This is a genomic window from Nonomuraea sp. NPDC049309, assembly GCF_043196965.1.
Taxonomy (GTDB): domain Bacteria; phylum Actinomycetota; class Actinomycetes; order Streptosporangiales; family Streptosporangiaceae; genus Nonomuraea; species Nonomuraea fastidiosa.
On sequence record NZ_JBICSH010000007.1, the window covers coordinates 306,883 to 329,221 of the forward strand.

Here is a 22,339-nt window from a genome sequence, read left to right on the forward strand (position 1 = left end):
GACACGTTCGCGGCGGGAGGCCGAGGTGGTGCCGCCGCTCTGATGCCGGTCAGCGGGGCGTGAAGCGCTCGATGGCGGCGTCCACCGCCTGCTTGAACGCCCCGCTGCCGGTGTGTCCCGCGTCGCCGATGACGGTCAGCTCGGCGTCCGGCCAGGCCTGGACCAGCTCCCAGGCCGTCTGGACCGGGCTGCTCAGGTCGAGGCGGCCGTGGATGAGCGCGCCGGGGATGCCGGCCAGCCGGTGGGCGTTGCGCAGCAGCACGCCCTCCTCCAGCCAGGCGCCGTTGGCGAAGTAGTGGGAGCAGATCCTGGTCAGGGCCATGACGTCGCGCGGCGGGCGGCCGCTGTAGGCGCCGGGCGAGCCGTTCACCTCCATGGAGATCACCGCGTCCTCCCAGGTGACCCAGTCGATGGCGGCGCGCTCGCGGACCTTCGGGTCGGGGTCGTTCAGCAGCCGCGCGTACGCGCTGACGAGGTCGCCGTCGCGGTCCTCCGGGGGCACGCCCTGCCGGAACCGCTCCCACGCCTCGGGGAAGAAGCGGCCGACGCCCCGGTAGAGCCAGTCGGTCTCGGAGCGGCGGGTCATGGTGACGCCGGTGATGATGATCTCCGAGACGCGCTCGGGGTGGGTCTCGGCGTACGCGAGGATCAGCGTCGAGCCCCACGAGCCCCCGTACAGCAGCCACCTGTCGATGCCGAGGTGCTCGCGCAGCCGCTCCATGTCGGCGATGAGGTGGTGGGTGGTGTTGTTGGTCAGGTCGGTGTCGTGGTCGGCGGCGTGCGGCAGGCTGCGGCCGCAGTTGCGCTGGTCGAACAGGACCGTGCGGAACACCGCGGGGTCGAACCTGCGGCGCGCGGCGGTCGTGCACCCTGATCCCGGCCCGCCGTGCACGACCAGCACGGGCTTGCCGTCCGGGTTGCCGCAGGTCTCCCAGTAGATGCGGTTGCCGTCTCCGGTGTCGAGCAGGCCGTGGTCGTACGGCTCGATCGGGGGACGCAAGGGAGGCTCCTTCCTCTCTGTTCAGGGCGGCGCTCGAATATACCGGCCCGGCCATGTCTCCGATCACCGGTAAAGAGGGCTAGATCCAACCATGAAGTAACCGAACCGCCACTAAGGGTAATGATCGCAACGAATAGCCGATCATCACTCTTGGGGAGCAACATGTACAGGCAGGCCATCGCCGTACTGACCGCTACATCCGCCGCGCTGCTCGCACCCGCCGCAGTGGCGCACGCGGAGGACGACCCGGCCTTCATCCGCGCGCAGTGCAGCGACCTCGACGGCGTCAAGATCAACGTGTCCCCGCCGCCGCCCCTGAGCGGGACCGTCACCGCCGACGACATCCGCGGCCTCATGGAGTCGATCGTGGCCGGCACCTCGCTCGCGGGCTTCTTCACGCCGGGCGACGCGATCGTCTCCACCGCCGGCGAGGCGGCGGCCGGGGAGACGGCCGCCGAAACAGCCGGGGAGGCGGTGCCGCTGTCGGCGGCCGGGCCGACGCCGCCGGTCCCCTCGCCCAGCCTGCCGCCGCTGCCGACGCCGCTCCCCACGCCCACCGTCACACCGTCGCCGCTCCCCGAGCCCACCGTCACACCGTCGCCGGACCTGAGCCCCGCGGCGGCCGCCGACCCCGCCTCGCCGTCCTCGCGGGTGGAGGCCCTGCTGGAGGCACTGGTCGACCGGGCCATCGCCTGCGCCCGCACCACGCCGCTCCCGGACGCGCAGCAGCGTCCCGCACAGTCCGGGACCGGTACGCAGGAGGCCGAGAACGAGCCCGTCACCCGCTACTTCGAGGCGCTCGTCACCACCAAGCCCATCTGCCCCGCCACCGCGACGCCCGCTCCCACGCAGACGCCGGCCACGCTCCTCGCGGCGATCGGCGTGCCGCGCCTGATCGACACGGTGCTGACCAGCCCGCTGTTCTGCGTGCGGCCCGGCCAGGTGTCGCAGTCGAGCACCACCGTCTCGGTCCTGGACACGCTCGGCATCATCCAGGCGGTCGACGAGCTGCTGGCGGACTGAGCCGGAGCCTGCCCCGGCCGCCACGTCCGGCATGTCCTGCAGAATGGGGAGGTGGAGACCATCGAGACCGACCAGCTCACTCTCGTGCCCTTGCAGCCCGAGCACGCCGGCGAGATGGCCGGCGTGCTCTCCGATCCGGCGCTGCACGAGTTCACCGGCGGCTCCCCGCTGACCGCCCTGGAGCTGCGTGCCCGCTACGCGCGGCTGGCCACGGGCCCGGCCGGCTGGCGCAACTGGGTGCTGCGGCTTCGCTCGGAGGACCGGCTGGTCGGTTACGTGCAGGCGACCGTCGAGGGCCGCACGGCCGAGGTGGCCTGGGTGATCGGCACCCCGTGGCAGGGCCGCGGCCTGGCAAAAGAGGCCGCCACCGCGCTGGTCGGGCGGCTCCTGGACGAGGTGGACACGGTGATCGCGCACATCCATCCCGCCCACGCCGCCTCCCAGGCGGTCGCCGCGGCGGCCGGGCTGTGCCCGACCGGGCGATCGCAGGACGGCGAGATCCGCTGGGAGTTGCAGAACGGGGCTTGAGCCAGGGGCACCCGGTGGCTTTAATACGCGCGAACAGCGCCCCACCCGTTCCCCGCTCAGCCGAAGGAGTCTCCGTGACCGTCTCCGCAGGTAGAACCCCCTCCCCCAGCGCCGGCGCAGCAGTGTTAGCGCTACCACGCCGCCGTAGCGCCGCATGAAAGTTTCTTTTCGCCCCTTGGGAAAGCGCTTACCCCGAGCAAAGGACACCACCATGCGCTTAAGCCTGGCCGCTGCGGCCGCCGTACTCGCCCTGACCGCCACCGCCACCGCCGCCCCCGAACCCGCACACGCCGCCCCCGCCAAGCAGATGGAGGACCTCGACCGGGGCCTGATCAGCGTACGGTCCGGGTCGGGCAACCTCGTCTCCTGGCGGCTGCTCGGCACCGACCCCGACGGCGTCACGTTCAACCTCTACCGCGGCTCCACCCGGATCGCCTCCGAGCTGAGCGGCGGCACCAACTACCTCGACGACGGCGCACCCGCCGACGCCTCCTACACCGTGCGGGCCGTCGTCAACGGCTCCGAGCAGGCCGCCTCACCCGCCTCCATCCGCTTCACCGGCGGCTCCTACCTCGACGTGCCGATCCAGCCGCCGTCCGGCGGCACCACCCCCGACGGCGTCTCCTACACCTACAGCGCCAACGACGCCTCCGTCGGCGACCTCGACGGCGACGGCCGGTACGAGATCGTGCTCAAGTGGGACCCGTCCAACGCCAAGGACAACTCCCAGTCCGGCTACACCGGCAACGTCTACGTCGACGCCTACCGCCTCGACGGCACCCGCCTGTGGCGTATCGACCTGGGCCGCAACATCCGCGCCGGCGCCCACTACACGCAGTTCCAGGTCTACGACTACGACGGCGACGGCAAGGCCGAGGTCGCCATGAAGACCGCCGACGGCACCATCGACGGCCGCGGCACCGTCATCGGCAACGCCGGCGCCGACTACCGCAACTCCAGCGGCTACATCCTGTCCGGCCCCGAGTACCTCACCATGTTCAACGGCGAGACCGGGGCCGCGATGTCCACCGTCGACTACGACCCGCCGCGCGGCAACGTCTCCTCCTGGGGCGACAACTACGGCAACCGGGTGGACAGGTTCCTCGCCGGGACCGCGTACCTGGACGGTGAGCGCCCGTCGCTGATCATGGCGCGCGGCTACTACACCCGCAGCGTCATCGCCGCCTGGGACTTCCGCAACGGCTCGCTCACCAAGCGCTGGACGTTCGACAGCGACAACGCCGGCTCCCAGTACGCCGGCCAGGGCAGCCACAGCCTGTCCGTCGGCGACATCGACCAGGACGGCCGCGACGAGATCGTCTACGGCGCCATGGCCGTGGACGACAACGGCACCGGCATGTGGTCCACCCGCACCGGCCACGGCGACGCCCAGCACCTCGGCGACTTCGACCCCGCCAGGTCCGGCCTGGAGTACTTCAAGGTCAGCGAGTCCACCTCGCAGCCCGGCTCCCTCTACATCGACCCGCGCAACGGCCAGATCCTGTGGTCCACCTCGTCCGGCTCCGACAACGGGCGCGGCGTCGCCGGCGACATCTCGACGGTCAGGGTGGCCAGCGAGTTCTGGTCCGCCGCCGACGGCAACCTGCGCAGCGTCACCGGCAACAACGCCGGCCGCAAGCCGTCCTCGATCAACTTCCTCATCTGGTGGGACGGCGACCCCGTACGTGAGCTGCTCGACCAGACCCACATCGACAAGTACGGCACCGACGGCGACACCCGCCTGCTGACCGCCTCCGGCGTCCACTCCAACAACGGCACCAAGGCCACCCCGTCGCTGTCGGCCGACATCCTCGGCGACTGGCGCGAGGAGGTCATCTGGCCCACCTCCGACGACCGCGCCCTGCGCATCTACTCCACCCCCACGCCCACGGACCGGCGCATCTACACGCTGATGCACGACCCGCTCTACCGCGTCTCCGTGGCCTGGCAGAACACCGCCTACAACCAGCCCCCGCACACGAGCTTCTTCCTCGGCGACCGCATGCCGGCCCCGCCGCGACCCGACATCTACGTCCGCTGACCGCTGCCACGGGTGGCACCGGCACCGGGCCGGTGCCACCCGCCGTTTCAGCGGGCGGCGTTTCCGCGCACCGCCTTCAGGCCGGGCGGGCCGATCCGCGGTTCACTCCTTGGCGTACGGGATAAGTCGTGGAAAGGTCGGAGCGGTCCGGCGTTTCACGCCGAGACCGGACGAGAATGGCGATCAGGCGGGTCGGGAGGAGCGGTGCGGATCTGGTTACTCGCCCGGGAGCACAGGGCCATGATGATCGTGCTCCTCGTGCTGGCGTCCAGCGCATGCCTGCTCGCCGCGGGCCTGCCCAGGGCCATGCAGGCGTCGTACGACGAGGCGCTGCACCGCAAGCTGACCACCGCGCCGGCCGAGCTGGCCGACCTGACCGTGACGCAGGAGGTCCGGGCCCGCGAGCACGAGCTGCACGAACGCCGCGAGTTCGCCGCGAGCGACCGGCTCTGGCGCGAGGCCCTGCCCGCGCCGCTGCGCACCCTGGTGTCCGGCGGCCACATGAGCGCCAAGACGTACCTCACGCCGATCACCGGCACGAGCGGCCAGGCGTACCTGAACCTGGGCTGGCTCTCCGACGCGGACCGGCGCGTGACCTGGGTCGCCGGACGGCCGCCCGGCGCGCCCTCGACGATGCGGTACGAGGGCCGGACGATCCCCGTGTTCGAGGTGGGGGTCGTCGAGGAGGCCCTGCAGAAGATGGATCTGCGGCTGGGCCAGACGAAGGTCGTCGGCGAGAGCGACTACGCCGCCGCGAAGATCGTCGGCGTGTTCCGTGCCAGGGACCCCGGCGACCGCTACTGGTCGCACAACGTGGACGTCCTGCACGTACGGAGCCTGCGCCCGCTGGAGAAGCACGTCACCGCGCTGATCTCCGACGCGGGGCTGGGCGCGCTGAGCGGCGAGGGGCGCTTCCTCACCTACCGCTGGGTCCTGCCGGTGAACGCGGGGGCGGCCGCCGCGTCGGCCGTGCCCGACGTGCGGACGGCCGTCGATGACTTCGGCCGTGCCGTGGGCCTGCGCTCGAACGGCCTGGTCCAGCTCCAGACCGGCCTGCCCAAGCTGCTGCGCGACTTCGGCGCCGCGCTGTCCACCGCGCAGACCGTGATGTACCTGGTGCTGGGCGGCCTGCTCGCCGTGGCGGCGGGCGTGATCGTGCTGGCCGTGCACCTCCTCGCCGAACGGCTCGAAGGCACGCTGGCGCTGGTGCGGGCGCGAGGCGGCGCGCTGCGGCAGGTGGCCGCCGTGCCCGCCGCGCTGGCGGCGATCGCGGTGGTGCCCGCCGCCGCGCTCGGGTACGCGCTGTCCTTCCTCGTGCCGGGGCCCGTGCCGCCGATCGTGCACGCGGGGCCGCCGTTCGTGGTGCTCGCGGCCGTCGGGTACGCGGCCCTGCGCCCGGCGTTCGTGCACCGCCTGCCGCTGCGCGAGCGGCGTGACGACCTGGTCGCCGCCCGCCCGTCCGCCCGGCGCGTGACGCTGGAGGTGCTGATCGTGGTGCTGGCGCTGGCGGGGGCGTACCTGCTGCGGGCCCGCGGGCTGGGCCAGGCCACGGGGCAGGACCCGTTCCTGCTGGTGGTGCCGGTGGCGCTGACGGTGGCGGCGGCACTGGTGCTGCTGCGCTGCTACCCGTACCCGCTGCGGCTGGCCGTCCGGCTGGTCGCGCGGGGCCGGGCGGCGGTGCCGTTCCTGGGGCTGACCAGGGCGGCGCGGGCGCGTCCCGCCGGGGTGCTGCCGGTGCTGATCCTGCTGCCCGCGCTGGGCGTGTCGGTGTTCGCGGCGGTGGTGTCCGGAGACGTCGCCCGTACGCAGTGGCTGGCGTCCTGGCAGCGCACCGGCGCCCCCATCAAGATCACCTCGGACATCGAGATCCCCGAGGACGCGATCGAGAAAGTCCGCAGGACCCCGGGGGTACGCGAGGTGGTGGTCGCGCAGACCGGCGAGGTGCAGATCGGGTACGGCGGCGAGCGCGCCCAGGCCATCGCCGTGGACGTCGGCCGATGGCGGCGCATCCTGCGCGGCACCCCGGTCGGCCTGCCCGCTCTGACCGACGGCGCGCTCGTCTCCCCCGCGCTGCGCGGCCGGGACACGCTGGAGATCGGCTGGCAGTCCCGGCTGACGCTGCCCGTGCGCGGCGTCGCCGAGACCGTGCCCGGCTTTTTCGACGAGGGCCGGTTCCTGATCGTGCCCATCGGCGTGCAGCTCCGCCCCGCCGTGAACACGCTGCTCATCGACGGCGACGCCGCCCTGCCCGAGCTGGCCCGCCTGGTCCCGTCCGGCACCGTCACGTCCCAGGAGTCCGAGCTGGCCGCCATCAGGGACGATCCGCTGACGAGCGCGGTCCGCCGGTCGTTCGTGGTGGTGACGGCGGCGCTGGCCGCGTACGCGATGATCGCCGTCGTCCTGGCGCTGCTCGTCGGCGCGCCCGAGCGGGCCAGAGCGGTGTCGCACCTGCGTCCGCTGGGGCTGTCGGACCGGCAGGCGCGGCGGCTGACCGCGCTGGAGGTCCTGCCCGTGGTGCTCGTCACCGCCGTGGCCGGGCTGGGGCTGGGCGTGCTGCTGCCGTACGTGCTGGGCCCGGCGGTCGACCTGTCGCCGTACGCCGGGAACCTGCCGGTCGATCTCGGCGGTTAGACGAGGAGCGCCGCGGGCGCGGGGACGAGGTACCGGGCGCTCCGCGCCTGCCATCGTCGCAGGCGCCGGATGAGCGTCATGTCCCGGTGCTGCCGTCGATGCGCTCGCGCAGCATGTCGGCGTGGCCGTTGTGGCGGGCGTACTCGCCGTTCATGTGGACGTACGCCCAGCGCAGGCACATCGGCCCCCAGCGCGGGCTGTCGAAGATCGCATCCAGCGAGAGCCCCGCGACGGCCTTGCGCGCCGCCTCCTGCTCGGCGACCAGCGCGGCCAGATCCTCCTCCGCCCGTGCGGGATCGACCTCGTCGAAGGCCGCGTCCGGTTTCTCGGGGCTGCTGTAGAGGCTGGGTATCGGCTCGCCCGCGAAGCGGCGGCGGAACCAGGTGCGCTCGACGTCGGTGAGGTGGCGTACGAGGCCGAGCAGCGACAGCTTGGACGGCGGCAGCGCCCGCTCGGCGAGCTGCTCAGCGGTGAGCCCGGCGCACTTGTGCAGCAGCGTGCCGCGATGCCAGTCGAGGAACCCTTCCAGCATCGCGCGCTCGCCGGCGACGAAGGGCTCGTCGGCACGGGTGACAGGAGGAGCGGTCCAGACCATGAGACCAATCTTACGGTGTCTCTAAATTTAGAGTTACTCTAAGCTTTACTGACCCCGGCTTGAGGAGGTTCGTCATGGACGACGTGCTCGCGGCGCAGGCCCGCGTCGATGAGGCAGAGCCGCACGCGGGCCCCCTGGCCGCGGCATGAGCGGGCTCCGTGAGCTGAAGAAGCAGCGCACCCGTGCCGCGATCGCCGACGCGGCGCTGGAGCTGTTCCTCGCCAGAGGCTTCGACGAGGTCAAGGTCGCCGAGGTCGCGCGGGCGGCCGGGGTGTCCGAGGCGACCGTGTTCAACTACTTCCGCACCAAGGAGGACCTGGTCTTCGAGCGGCTCGACCGGTTCTGGACCCGCCTCATCGACGCGATCGAGCACCGCCCCGGCGGCCAGGGGATCGTGGACGCGGCCGAGACGTTCCTGCTGAGCCAGGAGCCCACGTCCCTGTCGCCGGAACACGAGGAGCGGCTGGCCGCGATCAGCCGCATGATCGCCGCAAGTCCCGCCCTGCTCGCCCGCGAGCGGGCCTCCTACGACCACGCCGCGCTCGCCCTGACCGAGGTGATCGCGCGCACCACCACGCTCGGCGAGGACGCGGCCGCCGCCGCCCACCTGATCCTCGCCGTCCACAAGTCACTCGTCGCCTACACCCGGGAACAGGTGCTCGCCGGCGCCACCGGGCAGGCGCTCGCCCACCGCGTCGCCGCCCGTACCAGGAGCGGATACGCCCTGCTCCGGCGGGGGCTCGACGCATGACCGCCGGCCAGTCGAGAGGAACGCGCAAATGAAGACGAGCATCAGCGTGACCAACTTCTCCTGGCGCGACGGCACCATGGCCGCCCGCCTGGGCGAGATCGCCGAGGCCGCCGACGCGGGCGGCCTGGATGCGCTGTGGGTGGCCGACCACGTGCTGCAGACCGACCCGTACGGCGCGGGCCCCGGCGAGACCGAGATGCTGGAGTCCGCCACCACGCTCGGCTACCTCGCCGCGCGAACCTCACGCATCCGCCTCGGGACGCTGGTCAGCGCGGTCACCTTCCGGCCTCCCGCGCTGCTGATCAAGGCCGTGACCACTCTCGACGTCATGTCGGGCGGGCGCGCGCTGTTCGGCATCGGCGCCGGCTACCAGGCCGACGAGGCGGCCGCCATGGGGCTGCCGCTGCCGCCGCTGCCCGAACGGTTCGACCGGCTCGAGGAGACGCTGCAGATCGCGCTGCGGATGTGGGCCGGCGACGCGCAACCGTACCGGGGGACGTACTACACGCTGGACGCACCACTGTGCAGCCCCCTGCCGATCTCCCGGCCGCACCCGCCGATCCTCATCGGCGGCACCGGCGAGAAGCGCACGCTGCCGCTGGTCGCCCGCTACGCCGACGCCTGCAACGTCTTCGACATCCCCGACGGCGGCGAGACCACGCGGCGCAAGCTGGGCGTGCTGCGCGAGCTGTGCGAGCGGATCGGCCGGCCGTACGACGAGATCGAGAAGATCATGGCGACCAGGATCAGGCCGGGTGAGAGCGCCGCCGCGTTCGCCGACCGCTGCGCCGGCTTCGCGCCGCTCGGCATCGACCACGTGGTGGTCCTCACCAGCGGGCCCTGGACCGTCCAGGCCGTGGACACCGTCGCCGAGGCCGCCCGCCGTCTCGCCTGACCGGCCCATCTCGCCAGACCTGACCTCACCCAGGACCGGGCGGCCTCGGGGCTGCTCCCAAGCCCCACCGTGAACGCCACGCTGTGGCCGAGAAGGCGGCCGGCCACAGCGTCACTCGGTTGGTCACCCAGGAACACAGAAGGCCGCTTCCGATCTCCCGCAAAGTCACCAAACGAGCGGGGCTCGGCACCACATGGAGCCCTCGCGAACTGCGTCACTCGTTCGTCTCGATCATGAGTGACCAGGGCGTGCCCATCGAGACCATCGCCGATCTCGTCGGGCACGCGGGCACCAGCGTGACGGAGAAGGTCTACCGGCACCAGCTCAAGCCGGTGATCACCAAGGGTGCCCAGACCATCAACACCATCTTCGGCGACAGCCGACACGGGTAGAGAGTCCGAGTGAGATGGCTCCCCGATTGGCTCCCAAAGACTCCCAGACACGGGAGAAGGGCCTCCGGATTTCTCCGAAGACCCCTCTCACCTGCATCTTCCTTGTGGAGATGAGGGGATTTGAACCCCTGACCCCTTCGATGCGAACGAAGTGCGCTACCGGACTGCGCTACATCCCCAAGGACTCGACTAGATTACCAAACCCCAGAGGGTCCTCGCGCCATCCTTTTCTAGTCGCCCACCGCCCGCTTCGGCGGCTGGGCGTACTGATCGAAGAGGACGTCCTCGTGCACCGGGGTGAAGTCGATGACTTCGGCCTCCGCCTCGGCGGCGGCGCGGCGCTGCTCGCGCAGCCGCCGCTGGCGTTCGGCGCGGGCCTGGCGGGCGCGTTCGCGGCGTTCCATGTCGACCTTCACCGCGATGCGCAGGAACACGATGTACGTCAGCATGATGACGACGGACGGCGCCACGCCCCACCACGGGATGACCTTGACGGCCGCCGTCACGATGGAGGCCAGCACCAGCAGGGTGGTGAAGAAGAGCAGGCGGCGCCGGCGGGCGACGATGATGGCGCGCCGCCGGAGACGGAACTGCCGGACGTCGACCTTCTCGATCTCGACGGGCGGTGCGCCGTCGTCCTCGTCGGGGTCGGACGGCGCGAGATTGTCGAGATCGGGCAGCTGGTGCTCGCCGGTGTAATACTCTTCGAGCTCGGCGAGCTCCTGAAGGTTCGCCTTGTCTCTGCGCAGCCACATCGGGATGAGGACGCAGAGCCACATGATGACGATGGCCACATAGAGGAGGACGGGACTCACGACCACCTCCGGGCAGCACAAAGACGCGGTCGTGCTCGTCGCGCCTTGAATGTGCTCACGTCACGCACCGTAAGACCGCGTGTCACTGATTGACGAGCATTCGGTGCGGTGTGTCGCGAGATCGTCAAACCTCTTCGACGGAGGATCCCCCGTGAGCCGCTGACTCACGCGCGCGACGCCATTGCACGAGCAGCCCGCCGGGAACGTCCTCGACGGTCAGCGCGTAGCAAATGTGGTCGCGCCAGGCTCCGTCGATGTGGAGTTGGCGCCGCCGAATGCCTTCTTCCCTGAATCCGAGCTTCTCAACCACCCTACGGCTGGCGTGATTCTCGGGACGGATGTTCGCCTCGAGCCGATGCAATCCAGTGGTGAAAAAGCAATGGTCAACGGCCATGGCGAGCGCGGTGGGGGTGATGCCGCGGCCGGCCAGCGCCCCGTCGATCCAGTAGCCGACCTGCGCAGAACGGGCAGACCCCCACACGATTGCGCCAACGGTGAGCTGTCCGGCAAACCGCCCGTTGTACGTCATCACCCACGGCAGCGCCAGCCCCTGGCGCGCCTCGCGGCGCAGGGTGCCCACCATGGAGATGTAGGGGCCGAGACCGGTCCTGAACAGGGGCGTCTCGGGATTGCTCGGCTCCCACGGACGCAGCCAGTCGGCGTTGCGCACGCGCGTCTCGCGCCACACGCGTACGTCGCCCAGCCGTAGCGGCCGGAGGCCTACCGGACCTTCGTTGAGTGTCGCCGGCCAGCCACGAAGTCGATCCACAACTCTCATCATCCCCCTATCGGGCACGATGTCGCCACGGGGTGCGGGGACCGAATCCCCGTCAACGCGGGTGATCTCCGCCTCGGATCTGGTCGACCGCATGGCGGAGAATGGGGGCGAGTACGGCGACGCCATCCCGTACGCCACCGGAAGATCCGGGCAAATTCACGATCAAGGTTTGCCCGGCCTGACCGGCCAGACCGCGGGAGAGGATGGCGGCGGGCACCTTGTCGCGGTTGGCCAGCCGTATTGCCTCCGCTATACCGGGAATTTCACGAGAAATCACTCGGGCGGTCATCTCCGGCGTGAGATCCATCGGCGTCAGCCCGGTCCCCCCGGTCGTCACGATGACGTCATAACCGCCCGCGACCCCGTCACGGAGCGCAGCCTCGACCGGCTCGCCGTCGGGCACCACGACGGGCCCCTCGACCTCGTCGCAGCCGGCCTGCTCGCGCAGCAGCTCCACCAACAAAGGTCCTGATTTATCGGCATAAATCCCGGCGGACGCCCGGTTCGAAACCGTGATCACCAGGGCCCGCATCACGAACCGTCCCGCGTCCACCGCCCGGTCTTCCCGCCGAGCTTCTCCTCCACCCGCACGTCGGTGATCACCGCGCCGGGATCGACCGCCTTGACCATGTCGATGAGCGCGAGCGCCGCCACGGAGACCGCGGTCAGCGCCTCCATCTCCACCCCGGTGCGGTCGGCGGTCTTGACCCGGCACGTGATGCCCACGCCCCAGTCCTGGACGTCGAGCTCCACCTTCACGCCGTGCAGCGCGATGGGATGGCACAGCGGGATCAGATCGGGCGTACGCTTCGCGCCCATGATCCCGGCGATCCTGGCCACGCCCAGCGCGTCGCCCTTGGGCACCTCGCCCGACCGCAGCAGCGCCACCGTCTCGGCCGACAGCAGCACCCGCCCGGTGGCCACGGCGGAACGGGCCGAGACGTCCTTGGCCGACACGTCCACCATGCGCGCCGCGCCCGTCTCGTCGATGTGCGTCAGCTCGCTCACAGCCTGATCACCTCCACCGAGGCGCCCGCCTCGACCTCGGTCACGTCCTCCGGCACCACGATCAGCGCGTTGGCCGAGGCCAGCGCGGCGAGCTGGTGCGAGCCCTGCCCGTGTGCGGGCGCCACCGTGCCGTCGCCGGCCAGCACCCCGCGCAGGAACGAGCGCCGCCCCGACGGCGAGCGCAGCCGCCCGGAGGTGCGCGCGGTCTCGGTGGGCGGCATGCCGCCGGGCAGCCCGCGCATCTTGTCCAGGGCCGGCTTGACGAACAGCATGAACGACACGAACGACGACACCGGGTTGCCCGGCAGCGCGAAGATCGGCACCTCGTCGTCCCCCAGCACGCCGAAGCCCTGGGGCATGCCGGGCTGCATGGCCACCTTCTCGAAGCGGACCGTGCCCAGCGGCGCCAGCGCCTCCTTGACGGGCTCGTACGCGCCCATCGACACCCCGCCGCTGGTGATGATCGCGTCGGCGCGTACGAGATGGGTGTCGAGCTTGTCGAGCAGGACGCCGGGATCGTCCCCGACCGACCCCGCCCGGAACCCGTCGGCTCCGGCCTCGCGTACGGCGGCGGTGAGGGTGTAGCTGTTGGAGTCCCAGATCTGCCCGGGAGCCAGCGTGTTCCCCGGCTCGACCAGCTCCGCGCCCGTCGAGATGACGACGACGCGCGGCCGCGGGCGCACGCGTACGCGGCGGCGCCCGACCCCGGCGATGATGCCGAGCTGGGCCGGCCCGATCACCGTGCCGGCCTTGAGCACGACCTCCCCGGCCTGGACGTCCTCGCCCGCACGGCGCACCGCGTTGCCGGCCTCGGCGGCCCTGTCGATGCGGACGTTGACCTTCCCGCCGTCGGTCCACTCCACCGGGATCACCGTGTCGGCCCCGGCGGGCATGGGCGCGCCGGTCATGATGCGCACGCTGTGGCCGGGCCCCACCGCACGCAGCTCCAAAGAGCCCGCCGCCACGTCGTCGATCACCGGCAGCGTCACCGGGGCGCCCGCGACGTCCTCGGCGCGCACCGCGTAGCCGTCCATGGCCGAGTTGTCGAACGGGGGCAGCGGCACCGGCGAGGAGACGTCCTCGGCCAGCGTGGTGCCGAGCGCCTGCTCCAGGTCGAGCTCGAGGGGGGCCAGCGGACGTACAGTGGCCAGGATCTCGGCCAGATGCGCGTCAACTGATTTCATTCAGGAACTCCCGCAGCCACGGCACGAACTCCGGCGCCAGGTCGTCCCGGTCCGCCGCGAACTTCACCACCGTCCGCAGATAGTCGAGCTTGTCGCCCGTGTCGTAGCGGCGGCCCCTGAACAGCACGCCGTGCACGGGACCGCCCTCGTCGGGGCCGCGCTGGGCGAGCGTGCGCAGCGCGTCGGTGAGCTGGATCTCGCCGCCGCGGCCGGGCGGGGTGTTCTCCAGCACCTCGAAGACCGTCGGGTCGATGACGTAGCGGCCGATGATGGCCCAGTTGGACGGCGCCTCGTCGGCCGGCGGCTTCTCGACGAGGTCGGTGACGCGGACGACGTCATCCTCGTCGGTCGGCTCGATGGTGGCGACGCCGTACAGGGAGACCGACTCCCTGGGCACCTCCATCAGCGCGATCACGCTTCCGCCGTACGTGTCGCGCACCTCGATCATGCGGCGCAGCAGGTTGTCGCGGCGGTCGATGAGGTCGTCGCCGAGCAGGCAGGCGAACGGATGGTCGCCCACGTGGTGCTTGGCGCACAGCACGGCGTGGCCGAGCCCGCGGGGCTCGCCCTGGCGGACGTAGTGCAGGGTCGCCAGCGAGGCCGGCTCGCGAACCTGGGACAGCCGGTGCTCGTCACCCTTGGCCTCGAGCGCCTCCTCCAGCTCGAACGCCCGGTCGAAGTGGTCCTCGATCGAGCGCTTGTTCTTGCCCGTGACCATGAGAACGTCGAGCAGCCCGGCGGCGGCGGCCTCCTCGACGACATACTGGATCGCGGGCTTGTCGACAATGGGCAGCATCTCTTTGGGTGTCGCCTTGGTCGCCGGAAGGAACCGGGTGCCCAGACCCGCGGCGGGCACGACGGCTTTCGTCACAGGGTCGAAGTCAGCCATGATTAGACCCTAGTGGAGGGATCTGTGGACAAGGTGAACCTCCGTCGCGAGCTGAACGCGGCGCGTACGGCTCTCTCCCCCGAACAACTGCGCGCAAACGCCATCAAGGTCCGCGAAACGCTGCTCGAGCAGCCGTGGGTGCAGATGGCCGGTCTCGTGGCCTGCTACTGGTCGGTGGGGAGAGAGCCGGAGACGCACGGGCTGGTGTTCGCCCTGTGGAAACACGGGGCCACCGTCATGCTGCCGGTGCTGCGCGACGACGACGACCTCGACTGGGCGGTCTACGACGGGCCCGACACGCTCGCGCCCGGCCGCTACGGGATCATGGAGCCGGTCGACACCCGGCGCGGCGTTGACGCCATCCGCACCGCCGCCCTCGTCATCGTGCCCGCACTCGCCGTCGATCGCGTCACCGGCGTGCGCCTGGGGAGGGGCGGCGGCTCGTACGACCGGGCGCTCGCCCGCGTCGGCCCCAACGTCCCCACCGTGGCGCTGCTGCACGACGGCGAGCTCATCGACGGCGTCCCGCACGAACCCCATGACCAGCGCGTCCGCTATGCGGCCACTCCTTCGGGCATCACTAGGCTGATGTGACGGCGGGGTCGGGAAGGGGGCCGGATGACGCTCAACCTCTCCCTCCTTCTCGGCGCCCTGATCGTCATCGCGGCCATCGCCTCCGTACGCCTGGTGCACCGCACCGGCCTGCCCAGCCTCCTGGTCTTCCTCGGCTTCGGGATGGTCCTGGGGTCGTCCGGCTTCACCTTCGACAACCCCCAGGTGGCCCAGCAGATCGGGCTGTGGGCGCTGGCCGTGATCCTCGCCGAAGGCGGTCTCACCACCAACTGGTCGCACGTGCGGCGATCCGTGCCCCTGGCCGTGGTGCTGGCCACCGTGGGCGTGGCGGTGAGCATCGTCGTGCTCGCGTTCGCCGTCTACGGGCCGCTCGGCATCGACGTGCGGACCGCGCTGATCATCGGCGCGATCCTGGCCTCCACCGACGCCGCCGCCGTCTTCTCCGTGCTGCGCCGGCTGCCGCTGCCGCCGCGCCTGGCCGGCGCGCTGGAGGCCGAGTCGGGCTTCAACGACGCCCCGACGGTCATCGCGGTCGTGCTGCTCACCGGCGGAACGCAGGCGTCGGCCACAGTTGGAACGTTCCTCTGGAACACCACGCTCCAGCTCCTCATCGGCGCCGCCGTGGGCCTCGCCGTCGGCCCCGCCGGCGCGTACGCCCTGCGCCACGTCGCCCTGCCCGCCTCCGGCCTGTACCCCATCGCCGTCCTGGCGCTCACCTTCGTCTCGTACGGAGGCGCCGTCCTCCTCCAGGGCTCCGGCTTCCTCGCCGTCTATCTCGCCGGCCTCATCCTCGGCAACGCGCGGCTCCCCCACCGGGGCGCGACCAGGAGCTTCGCCGAAGGCGCCGCGTGGCTCGCGCAGATCGGGCTGTTCGTCATGCTCGGCATGCTGGCCGACGCCGAGGAGCTGCCATCGGCCATCGTCCCCGGCCTGATCATCGGCACCGCCCTCGTGCTGATCGCCCGCCCCGTCTCGGTCGTCGCCGCCTCACTGCTCGCCCAGGTGCTGCACGTGGACCGGGTGAGCTGGCGCGAGCAGGCGTTCCTGTCGTGGGCGGGGCTGCGCGGCGCGGTCCCGATCGTGCTCGCCACCATCCCCTGGGCGGCCGGCGTCGAGGGCTCCAAAGCCATCTTCAACGAAGTCTTCGTGATCGTCATCGTGTTCACGCTGCTCCAGGGGCCGACGCTGCCGTACGCGGCCAAGCTGCTCGGGGTGAGCGCGCCCGCCGAGGCCCAGGACCTGTCCGTCGAGTCCGCTCCCCTCGAAGAACTGCACGCCCACCTGGTGCAGGTCAGGGTGCCCGAGGAGTCGCGCCTGCACGGCGTCGAGATCTTCGAGCTGCGGCTGCCGGCCGGCGCCGCGGTCACCCTCGTCGTACGGGACGGCCGATCGTTCGTCCCCGCGCCCTCCACCCGCATCCACGCCGGCGACCAGCTCCTCATCGTCACCACCGCCGCCTGCCGTGACCAGGCAGAACGCCGCCTGCGCGCGGTCCACCGCAGGGGCAAGCTGGCCGGCTGGTACGGAGAGCAGGGGTTGGAATAGGAGTTTGGACCTATCGGTTACCATTAGCAGTCGCATCGCTCGAGTGCCAAAGCTTGTAAGGAGGAGCGCGTGCCGACTTATCAGTACGCCTGCAACGACTGCGGTGAGCAGCTCGAGGTGGTTCAGAAGTTCACTGACGATGCGTTGACGGTCTGCCCGAGCTGCCAGGGGAAGCTCCGCAAGGTCTTCTCCGCGGTCGGCATCGTGTTCAAGGGCTCGGGCTTCTACCGGACCGACAACCGCTCGTCGTCCTCGACCTCGTCGACGTCGTCCTCTTCTTCTTCCTCCTCTTCCTCGTCGAAGTCCGGGGAGAGCAAGTCGTCGTCCGACTCCGGCTCGTCTTCTTCGAGCGCGCCCGCTCCCGCCGCCGCTTCCAACTAGGTCCCGATCAGCTGACCCGCCGCGTCCCCCTTCCCGGCTGAGCGCAGGTCAGCTGATCCGGTGTTCCGCGCCCCCGCCTCCCCCTTTTTCGTACGTTCGGCCGAGGCGGCGGTCCTTCACGCCCGCGGAACGATTCGGTGCCGGCAGGGCGCATTCATCCCGCCCGCGTACCGACGCCCCCGGGAGGACGTCTGGAGCGCCCGGGGCACCCGCAGCAAACCCGCACTCTTCGCACAGGCTGTCCGCGACGCGCCTTCACCTCCGGTCATCGCCGACCCCACGCGCCTTCCCTCCGACGACCACTGACGGCAACGCGCCTCCCCTCCGGCAACCACTGACCGCGTCGCGCCTTCACCCACAGGAACCACGTCGCGCAGGCACCACTGACCGCCCGCACCCCCACCCCGCAGACACCCCTGACCACCGCGATGCGCAGGCACCACTCACCGCCCGCACTCCCACACCGCAGACACCGCCGGCCAGGGCCCGCCCGCACCCCCGCCCCGCAGACACCCTTGACCACCGCGATGCGCAGGCACCACTCACCGCCCACGCTCCCACCCCCCACCACACCGCTGACCACAGCACACCGAACCCCCGACCGCCGCTATCCACAACCCACCCCCCACCCCAGCCCGCTCATCCCCAGAACCCGTTCCAGTTGACCGGCCCCGCCGCCACTCCGGTTACTCTCTCGGCCATGGTCACTCGCGCAGACATCGGCGTCATCGGCGGTTCCGGCTTCTACTCCCTCCTCGACGACGCGGAGGAGGTCGAGGTCACCACCCCCTACGGCCCTCCGAGCGACGTCGTCACCGTCGGACGCATCGGCTCCCGCAGCGTCGCGTTCATCCCCCGGCACGGGCGGGACCACCGCTTCCCGCCGCACCGCATCCCGTACCGCGCCAACCTCTGGGCGCTGCGCTCGCTCGGCGTCCGCCAGGTGCTGGCCCCCAGCGCCGTGGGCTCGCTCAAGGCCGAGTACGGCCCCGGCACCCTCGTCGTCCCCGACCAGCTCGTCGACCGCACCTCCGGCCGGCCCCAGACGTATTACGACGCCGGCGGCGCGGTCCACGTCTCGTTCGCCGACCCCTACTGCCCGTCCGGCCGGGCCGTGGCCGTGCGGACCGCGCGTTCGGCCGGCTGGGAGACCGTCGACGGCGGCACGCTCGTCGTGATCGAGGGCCCGCGCTTCTCGACGCGTGCCGAGTCCCAGTGGTTCTCCGCGAACGGCTGGTCCATCGTCGGCATGACCGGCTTCCCCGAGGCCGTCCTGGCCCGCGAGCTGGCGCTCTGCTACACCTCGATCTCCCTGGTGACCGACCACGACGCCGGCGTCGAGGCGGGCGAAGGCGTCACGCATGACGAGGTGCTCAAGTTCTTCGCACAGAACGTCCAGCGCATGCGCACACTGATCGCGCAGGCCGTCGAGGCGCTGCCGGAGGAGCGCACGTGCCCCTGTCCCAACGCGCTCGACGGCATCAAGCTCCCCTTCGAGCTGCCATGATCGGGTCCTGGCTGTCCCGCTACGGCCGTCGCCGCCGCCTCATCGCGGCGGCGCTCGCCGCCGTCTCCGTCGTGACCGCCTATCTCGCCACCCGCCCGGCCCCGGCCGCGCCCACGGTCCTGGTGGCCGTACGCGACCTGCGGCCGGGCCCGCTGAACCCCGCCGACTTCCGCCCCGCGGCGCTCGATCCTGCTCCCGCGGGCGCGATCCGCACGCTCCCCCGGGGCCGGACGCTGGCGACGCCCATGCGCCGGGGCGAGCCGCTGACCGACGTCCGCCTCCTGTCCTCCTATCCGCTGCCGCCCGGCACGGTGGCCACCCCGGTGCGCATCGCCGACACCGCCGCGGCCTCGCTCCTCGCACCCGGCTCCACCATCACGGTGCTGGCCGCGCGCGACCAGGAGGCGCCGGCCCGCGAGATCGCCACGGACGCGACGGTGGTCACCGTGCCCAGGCAGTCCCGCGCGGGCTCGTCGCCGGACGGCGCCCTCCTCGTTCTGGCCACGACCCCGGCCCAAGCCGCCGAGCTGGCGACGGCACAGGCCCACGCCCGCCTGTCGATCACCCTCGGCACTCTCCGAGCCAACCCAGGGTGATCAATAGACTACGATTCGATGCCATGGCTGGATTCAGGAAGTTCCTCATGCAGGGCAACGTCATCGACCTGGCGGTGGCGGTGATCATCGGGGCGGCGTTCAACGCGATCGTGCAGTCGTTCGTGGCCGACCTGCTCACGCCGCTGATCTCGGCGTTCGGCGGCCTGCCCGACTTCTCCTCGCTGAAGCTCACGGTCGGCCAGTCCAACTTCATGTACGGCAACTTCATCAACGCCGTCGTGTCGTTCCTGATCGTCTCGGCGGTGGTCTACTTCCTGGTCGTGAAGCCCTACACGCACATCAGGGAGCGCAACGCCGCCAAGATCGAGGCCACGACGCGCGACTGCCCCGAGTGCCTGTCGGAGATCCCCAGGGCCGCCTCCCGCTGCGCCTTCTGCAGCTCGGAGGTGCCCGCGCTCTGACCTCAGAGCATCTTGTCGATCTTCGGGTCGTACTCCCAGTGCCACGGCTCGAACGGGCTGCTGTAGGCCCAGGAAGGATGGAACCACCCGTACCGCTTCGCGTTCTTCTCCATCCACACGAACTCCGGTGAGCCCGACCGCTCCACCCCGCCGCACAGGTCCACGGCCAGCCCGAGCCCGTGGTTGCTCCGCCCGGGCACGGCGGCGAACCCGGGCCGCCGGTAGTAGACCGCCTGCTGCTCGGCCAGGCTCCGGTAGGCGTCCGTGACGCACAGCGGCCTGCCGAACCGCTGCTTGAAGGCCTCGTTCAGGCTGACGAACGCGATCGTGGCGTCCGCCCTGAGACTGTGTCCCTTCTGCTGCAAGGGGCAGAGCATGTCCTTGGGGATGAGCCCGTTCGGGTAGTGGTCGGCGTTGGCCGCTTTGAGCGGGTTGCATCCCAGGGCCGCGCGCCCCACCTTGTCGATCTTTATGCCCATCTGCACCAGCTGCGCGGTCAGCGACTTCACGATCTTGTCCGACCGCTTGCGCAGCGTGTCCACCTCGGCGGCGAGCTGCGCCTCGGCCAGCAGATTGCCGGCGCGCAGTTCCTGCGCCTCGGCGGCCAGCTTCTCGGCCTGCCGGTAGAGCGCACTGGTCTGCTCGACGGCGTGCTGGCGTACGGAGACGATCTGGTTCGCGTCCATCAGCGCCCGCAGCGTCTTCTCGTCGGCGGCGCCGGACAGGAACGGGATGATCCCGCCCGCCATCAGCGGCTGCTGGTAGAGCAGCTCGGCCATCTGCGACACCGGCTGCCGCATCACGGCGAGCCGCTCTTCGAGCTGCTGCAGGGCGGTCAGCTTGGTCTTCAGCTCCTTCTCGGAGGCCGCGATCTCGGCGCGCCGCTTCTCAAGGGCCCTGGTGGCGTCCTCGAGCTCCTTGGCCGCCTGCTCGGCCTCCTTCCGCAGCTTCGTCAGGCTGGACGGATCCGGCTTCTGCTGCCGGACCTGCTGCACCTGCACGTCGGCGCGGGCCGGCGCCTGCCCACCGGGCGTGAGGAGAGAAGCCACCGCCATGACGACCGCGATCAGACCCGCTGATCGAGGGGCTGGCACGTTCGACTCCTCCGTTTGCAAACTCGTGACCCGGGTCAGGCACGCACGTTACTACAGCCCTTACAGTGCCCGGACCGAACTCCGAAGAGCTGTTATGAGGCGATCAACCCCCTTTGTACAACCCTCAGGCCCCACACCATCGAGTACGCCCCCCACCCCTCGAAAGTTCACCACGTGACATCCGCTTCACGACCGCACAGCACTCGGCCACCAAGAACGCCGAAAGCGCACCCGCGCACCGCCCCCTGGGCCCTGCGAGACGCGCCCGGCCAAGGACCCCCGCCCACAGAACCCCCACCCGAGACCAGCGAACGGCCTCCGAACCGGCTTCCATGGGAACCGGCTCTCATGGAACCCGAGACCGCGAACCCGTCACCAACCCCCGAGCTCCCACCCGCCGCAGGAACGAGCGACCGACCGCTACCCCCGCCCCGAACAGCACCAGCCCCGCCATCACCCCACGCTCGCCGACCCGACCCCGATCAACGGAACCCAGGAATCCCGCTCCACCGAGGACTCCTCACCTGCCCCATCACCCACCCGAGACGACCCGGCGGAAGCCCCCCGAGACGCCTCCTGAGCCCGGCGCCGCTCACTCAACCAATCCCGGCACACGTCCCACAACCACGTGTCCAGCCAGTCACCGGCACACCCACCGGCCGTGGACTCCGGAGCCGGGACGGCCTCTTCCCGCGGCCTCCTGACCACCCTCTCCGGCACCCGCGCCTCATTCCGTACGGCAGGCGCGGCCACCGCCTCCCGCACCCGAACCCGCACGACCCCCTCGTACCGGCGCTCCGGCACATCCGGCGCCGGCACCAACCGCGGCGACCACGCCACCGCCTTCGCCTCACCGACGACCGGCGCCTCACCCCACGTCACCGGCACCAGCGTCCCGTCCGCCTCGAGCCCCTGCACCTCCCCCGCCAGCAGGCCGGCCGCGAGAATGGCCGGCGCCAGCAGAGCACCGAACAACACCACGGGCCGCCGACGGGCCTGAACACTACGCCTCCGAGTCACAGCCCAGAAGCTATCCACCCCCGAACACCCCGATTCTGATCACTTGTCATGCCTTTACCGCAGCTCAGACCACCCATAACCAACGCCCGCGAACCGATCCCGCCCCGGCGTCGCACACAGTGCCAGACTTTCGCTAGGCTTACGGGAGTCCGCCTCCGTAGCTCAGGGGATAGAGCACCGCTCTCCTAAAGCGGGTGCCGCAGGTTCGAATCCTGCCGGGGGCACCACGTCTGACCAGCCATTTCGGCCTCTGACCTGCGGTTTCACAACCGCAGGTCTTTTGCTTCTCCGGACCCTCGTAGGCAGCCGAGTGCAGCCATGTGCAGCCGTAGGTCAGAATCCTGGGGACATATGGGGGACGATCTTGAACGCGTCGTCCCACCTCAAACGCTCTCGAGTGCGTCATGGCCTACCCAGTCACGGCCCTGTCGGGCTACTGGGCCTCGGCCTGTAGAGGGCGGCGATCGCGATAGTCAACACGCGAAGCCGGCTCCGGGGCTCCCTCCGTGGCCACGCCGCCTTCCGTCGAGACGGGAACACCAAACGAGATGCGCGTCCGACGACCGTGATCCACGCCATGGCGGCACCCACGACATCCCTGCGACCGCCCCGCATACAAGAGCTCCTTCTTGTACGCACGCCCCCTCCTCGGAGGATCGAACATGCCGGGA

General features: G+C 70.9%; 22 protein-coding genes and 2 tRNA genes. 14 read left to right on the forward strand and 10 right to left on the reverse strand.

Annotated features, from left to right (window positions below; genetic code table 11):
• Window positions 1-49: 49 nt before the first annotated feature.
• The gene (gene pip, locus ACGFIM_RS35750; protein WP_393210045.1) at window positions 50-1,000 is read right to left on the reverse strand and encodes a prolyl aminopeptidase; all 951 of its coding nucleotides are present in this window, start codon (window positions 998-1,000) and stop codon (window positions 50-52) included.
• Window positions 1,001-1,162: 162 nt separating this feature from the next.
• Here pip and ACGFIM_RS35755 point away from each other — a divergent pair, with 162 nt between their 5' ends.
• The 4 genes from ACGFIM_RS35755 to ACGFIM_RS35770 all read left to right on the forward strand — a co-directional run bounded on the left by ACGFIM_RS35755 (window position 1,163) and on the right by ACGFIM_RS35770 (window position 7,223).
• Window positions 1,163-2,023 (forward strand): hypothetical protein, encoded by an 861-nt coding sequence (locus ACGFIM_RS35755; protein ID WP_393210048.1) that lies wholly within the window; start codon window positions 1,163-1,165, stop codon window positions 2,021-2,023.
• A gap of 51 nt (window positions 2,024-2,074) precedes the next feature.
• Window positions 2,075-2,551 (forward strand): GNAT family N-acetyltransferase, encoded by a 477-nt coding sequence (locus tag ACGFIM_RS35760; RefSeq protein ID WP_393210051.1) that lies wholly within the window; start codon window positions 2,075-2,077, stop codon window positions 2,549-2,551.
• Window positions 2,552-2,762: 211 nt separating this feature from the next.
• Window positions 2,763-4,592, forward strand: coding sequence for a rhamnogalacturonan lyase (locus ACGFIM_RS35765; protein WP_393210054.1), 1,830 nt, complete (start codon window positions 2,763-2,765; stop codon window positions 4,590-4,592).
• 204 nt (window positions 4,593-4,796) lie between these two features.
• Complete coding sequence (locus ACGFIM_RS35770; protein WP_393210057.1) at window positions 4,797-7,223, forward strand: FtsX-like permease family protein; 2,427 nt, start codon at window positions 4,797-4,799, stop codon at window positions 7,221-7,223.
• Window positions 7,224-7,299: 76 nt separating this feature from the next.
• Here ACGFIM_RS35770 and ACGFIM_RS35775 read toward each other — a convergent pair whose 3' ends face one another.
• Window positions 7,300-7,818 (reverse strand): DinB family protein, encoded by a 519-nt coding sequence (locus ACGFIM_RS35775; RefSeq protein ID WP_393210060.1) that lies wholly within the window; start codon window positions 7,816-7,818, stop codon window positions 7,300-7,302.
• A gap of 145 nt (window positions 7,819-7,963) precedes the next feature.
• On the opposite strand from ACGFIM_RS35775, the gene ACGFIM_RS35780 reads away from it, so the two are divergent.
• From ACGFIM_RS35780 to ACGFIM_RS35790, 3 genes are all read left to right on the forward strand, one after another.
• Window positions 7,964-8,569, forward strand: coding sequence for a TetR/AcrR family transcriptional regulator (locus ACGFIM_RS35780; RefSeq protein WP_393210063.1), 606 nt, complete (start codon window positions 7,964-7,966; stop codon window positions 8,567-8,569).
• A 28-nt stretch (window positions 8,570-8,597) separates the two neighbouring features.
• On the forward strand, window positions 8,598-9,464 hold the full coding sequence (locus ACGFIM_RS35785; RefSeq protein ID WP_393210066.1) for a TIGR03560 family F420-dependent LLM class oxidoreductase: 867 nt from the start codon (window positions 8,598-8,600) through the stop codon (window positions 9,462-9,464).
• A gap of 83 nt (window positions 9,465-9,547) precedes the next feature.
• Window positions 9,548-9,856: a tyrosine-type recombinase/integrase gene (locus ACGFIM_RS35790; protein ID WP_393210069.1), complete on the forward strand. Its 309-nt coding sequence runs from the start codon at window positions 9,548-9,550 to the stop codon at window positions 9,854-9,856.
• A gap of 105 nt (window positions 9,857-9,961) precedes the next feature.
• Here ACGFIM_RS35790 and ACGFIM_RS35795 read toward each other — a convergent pair.
• The 7 genes from ACGFIM_RS35795 to galU all read right to left on the reverse strand — a co-directional run bounded on the left by ACGFIM_RS35795 (window position 9,962) and on the right by galU (window position 14,530).
• A tRNA-Ala gene (locus ACGFIM_RS35795) sits at window positions 9,962-10,035 on the reverse strand.
• 51 nt (window positions 10,036-10,086) lie between these two features.
• The gene (locus ACGFIM_RS35800) at window positions 10,087-10,671 is read right to left on the reverse strand and encodes a hypothetical protein (RefSeq protein WP_393210072.1); all 585 of its coding nucleotides are present in this window, start codon (window positions 10,669-10,671) and stop codon (window positions 10,087-10,089) included.
• A 124-nt stretch (window positions 10,672-10,795) separates the two neighbouring features.
• Window positions 10,796-11,449, reverse strand: a complete 654-nt coding sequence (locus tag ACGFIM_RS35805) for a GNAT family protein (RefSeq protein WP_364069718.1) — start codon at window positions 11,447-11,449, stop codon at window positions 10,796-10,798.
• A 52-nt stretch (window positions 11,450-11,501) separates the two neighbouring features.
• A complete protein-coding gene (locus tag ACGFIM_RS35810) occupies window positions 11,502-11,981 on the reverse strand; it encodes a molybdenum cofactor biosynthesis protein B (RefSeq protein ID WP_393210114.1) in 480 nt (159 codons plus the stop codon).
• Window positions 11,981-12,457: a cyclic pyranopterin monophosphate synthase MoaC gene (gene moaC, locus ACGFIM_RS35815; RefSeq protein ID WP_364069528.1), complete on the reverse strand. Its 477-nt coding sequence runs from the start codon at window positions 12,455-12,457 to the stop codon at window positions 11,981-11,983. The genes ACGFIM_RS35810 and moaC overlap by 1 nt, the downstream gene beginning before the upstream one ends.
• Window positions 12,454-13,641 carry a gephyrin-like molybdotransferase Glp gene (gene glp / locus ACGFIM_RS35820; RefSeq protein ID WP_393210076.1) on the reverse strand — a complete coding sequence of 396 codons (1,188 nt, stop codon included), beginning with the start codon at window positions 13,639-13,641 and terminating at the stop codon, window positions 12,454-12,456. Before glp ends, moaC begins: the two co-directional genes overlap by 4 nt.
• On the reverse strand, window positions 13,628-14,530 hold the full coding sequence (gene galU, locus ACGFIM_RS35825) for a UTP--glucose-1-phosphate uridylyltransferase GalU (RefSeq protein ID WP_393210079.1): 903 nt from the start codon (window positions 14,528-14,530) through the stop codon (window positions 13,628-13,630). Before galU ends, glp begins: the two co-directional genes overlap by 14 nt.
• Before the next feature lie 24 nt (window positions 14,531-14,554).
• Here galU and ACGFIM_RS35830 point away from each other — a divergent pair, with 24 nt between their 5' ends.
• The 6 genes from ACGFIM_RS35830 (at window position 14,555) to mscL (ending at window position 19,554) form a co-directional block, all read left to right on the forward strand.
• Complete coding sequence (locus tag ACGFIM_RS35830) at window positions 14,555-15,124, forward strand: 5-formyltetrahydrofolate cyclo-ligase (RefSeq protein ID WP_393210082.1); 570 nt, start codon at window positions 14,555-14,557, stop codon at window positions 15,122-15,124.
• A 24-nt stretch (window positions 15,125-15,148) separates the two neighbouring features.
• Window positions 15,149-16,648 carry a potassium/proton antiporter gene (locus ACGFIM_RS35835; RefSeq protein WP_393210085.1) on the forward strand — a complete coding sequence of 500 codons (1,500 nt, stop codon included), beginning with the start codon at window positions 15,149-15,151 and terminating at the stop codon, window positions 16,646-16,648.
• A gap of 69 nt (window positions 16,649-16,717) precedes the next feature.
• Window positions 16,718-17,029 carry an FmdB family zinc ribbon protein gene (locus ACGFIM_RS35840; RefSeq protein ID WP_393210088.1) on the forward strand — a complete coding sequence of 104 codons (312 nt, stop codon included), beginning with the start codon at window positions 16,718-16,720 and terminating at the stop codon, window positions 17,027-17,029.
• Window positions 17,030-17,729: 700 nt separating this feature from the next.
• Window positions 17,730-18,536: an S-methyl-5'-thioadenosine phosphorylase gene (locus ACGFIM_RS35845; RefSeq protein ID WP_393210091.1), complete on the forward strand. Its 807-nt coding sequence runs from the start codon at window positions 17,730-17,732 to the stop codon at window positions 18,534-18,536.
• The gene (locus ACGFIM_RS35850; RefSeq protein WP_393210094.1) at window positions 18,533-19,132 is read left to right on the forward strand and encodes a flagellar biosynthesis protein FlgA; all 600 of its coding nucleotides are present in this window, start codon (window positions 18,533-18,535) and stop codon (window positions 19,130-19,132) included. The genes ACGFIM_RS35845 and ACGFIM_RS35850 overlap by 4 nt, the downstream gene beginning before the upstream one ends.
• Window positions 19,133-19,155: 23 nt before the next feature.
• A complete protein-coding gene (mscL, locus tag ACGFIM_RS35855; RefSeq protein WP_393210097.1) occupies window positions 19,156-19,554 on the forward strand; it encodes a large conductance mechanosensitive channel protein MscL in 399 nt (132 codons plus the stop codon).
• 2 nt (window positions 19,555-19,556) lie between these two features.
• Here mscL and ACGFIM_RS35860 read toward each other — a convergent pair whose 3' ends face one another.
• The gene (locus ACGFIM_RS35860) at window positions 19,557-20,609 is read right to left on the reverse strand and encodes a D-alanyl-D-alanine carboxypeptidase family protein (protein WP_393210100.1); all 1,053 of its coding nucleotides are present in this window, start codon (window positions 20,607-20,609) and stop codon (window positions 19,557-19,559) included.
• Between the two features lie 1,210 nt (window positions 20,610-21,819).
• Between ACGFIM_RS35860 and ACGFIM_RS35865 the strand changes: the two genes are divergently transcribed.
• Window positions 21,820-21,895: transfer RNA gene (locus tag ACGFIM_RS35865), tRNA-Arg, on the forward strand.
• Window positions 21,896-22,339 lie beyond the last annotated feature (444 nt).

Bases quoted from the DNA above. Each gene is read 5' to 3' on its own strand.
- ACGFIM_RS35765 (WP_393210054.1), top strand. From the start codon at position 2,763: ATGCGCTTAAGCCTGGCCGCTGCGGCCGCCGTACTCGCCCTGACCGCC.
- ACGFIM_RS35835 (WP_393210085.1), top strand. From the start codon at position 15,149: ATGACGCTCAACCTCTCCCTCCTTCTCGGCGCCCTGATCGTCATCGCG.
- mscL (WP_393210097.1), top strand. From the start codon at position 19,156: ATGGCTGGATTCAGGAAGTTCCTCATGCAGGGCAACGTCATCGACCTG.
- ACGFIM_RS35780 (WP_393210063.1), top strand. From the start codon at position 7,964: ATGAGCGGGCTCCGTGAGCTGAAGAAGCAGCGCACCCGTGCCGCGATC.
- ACGFIM_RS35845 (WP_393210091.1), top strand. From the start codon at position 17,730: ATGGTCACTCGCGCAGACATCGGCGTCATCGGCGGTTCCGGCTTCTAC.
- ACGFIM_RS35805 (WP_364069718.1), bottom strand. From the start codon at position 11,449: ATGAGAGTTGTGGATCGACTTCGTGGCTGGCCGGCGACACTCAACGAA.
- ACGFIM_RS35860 (WP_393210100.1), bottom strand. From the start codon at position 20,609: ATGGCGGTGGCTTCTCTCCTCACGCCCGGTGGGCAGGCGCCGGCCCGC.
- ACGFIM_RS35775 (WP_393210060.1), bottom strand. From the start codon at position 7,818: ATGGTCTGGACCGCTCCTCCTGTCACCCGTGCCGACGAGCCCTTCGTC.
- ACGFIM_RS35850 (WP_393210094.1), top strand. From the start codon at position 18,533: ATGATCGGGTCCTGGCTGTCCCGCTACGGCCGTCGCCGCCGCCTCATC.
- ACGFIM_RS35810 (WP_393210114.1), bottom strand. From the start codon at position 11,981: ATGCGGGCCCTGGTGATCACGGTTTCGAACCGGGCGTCCGCCGGGATT.
- glp (WP_393210076.1), bottom strand. From the start codon at position 13,641: ATGAAATCAGTTGACGCGCATCTGGCCGAGATCCTGGCCACTGTACGT.
- ACGFIM_RS35755 (WP_393210048.1), top strand. From the start codon at position 1,163: ATGTACAGGCAGGCCATCGCCGTACTGACCGCTACATCCGCCGCGCTG.
- ACGFIM_RS35785 (WP_393210066.1), top strand. From the start codon at position 8,598: ATGAAGACGAGCATCAGCGTGACCAACTTCTCCTGGCGCGACGGCACC.
- galU (WP_393210079.1), bottom strand. From the start codon at position 14,530: ATGGCTGACTTCGACCCTGTGACGAAAGCCGTCGTGCCCGCCGCGGGT.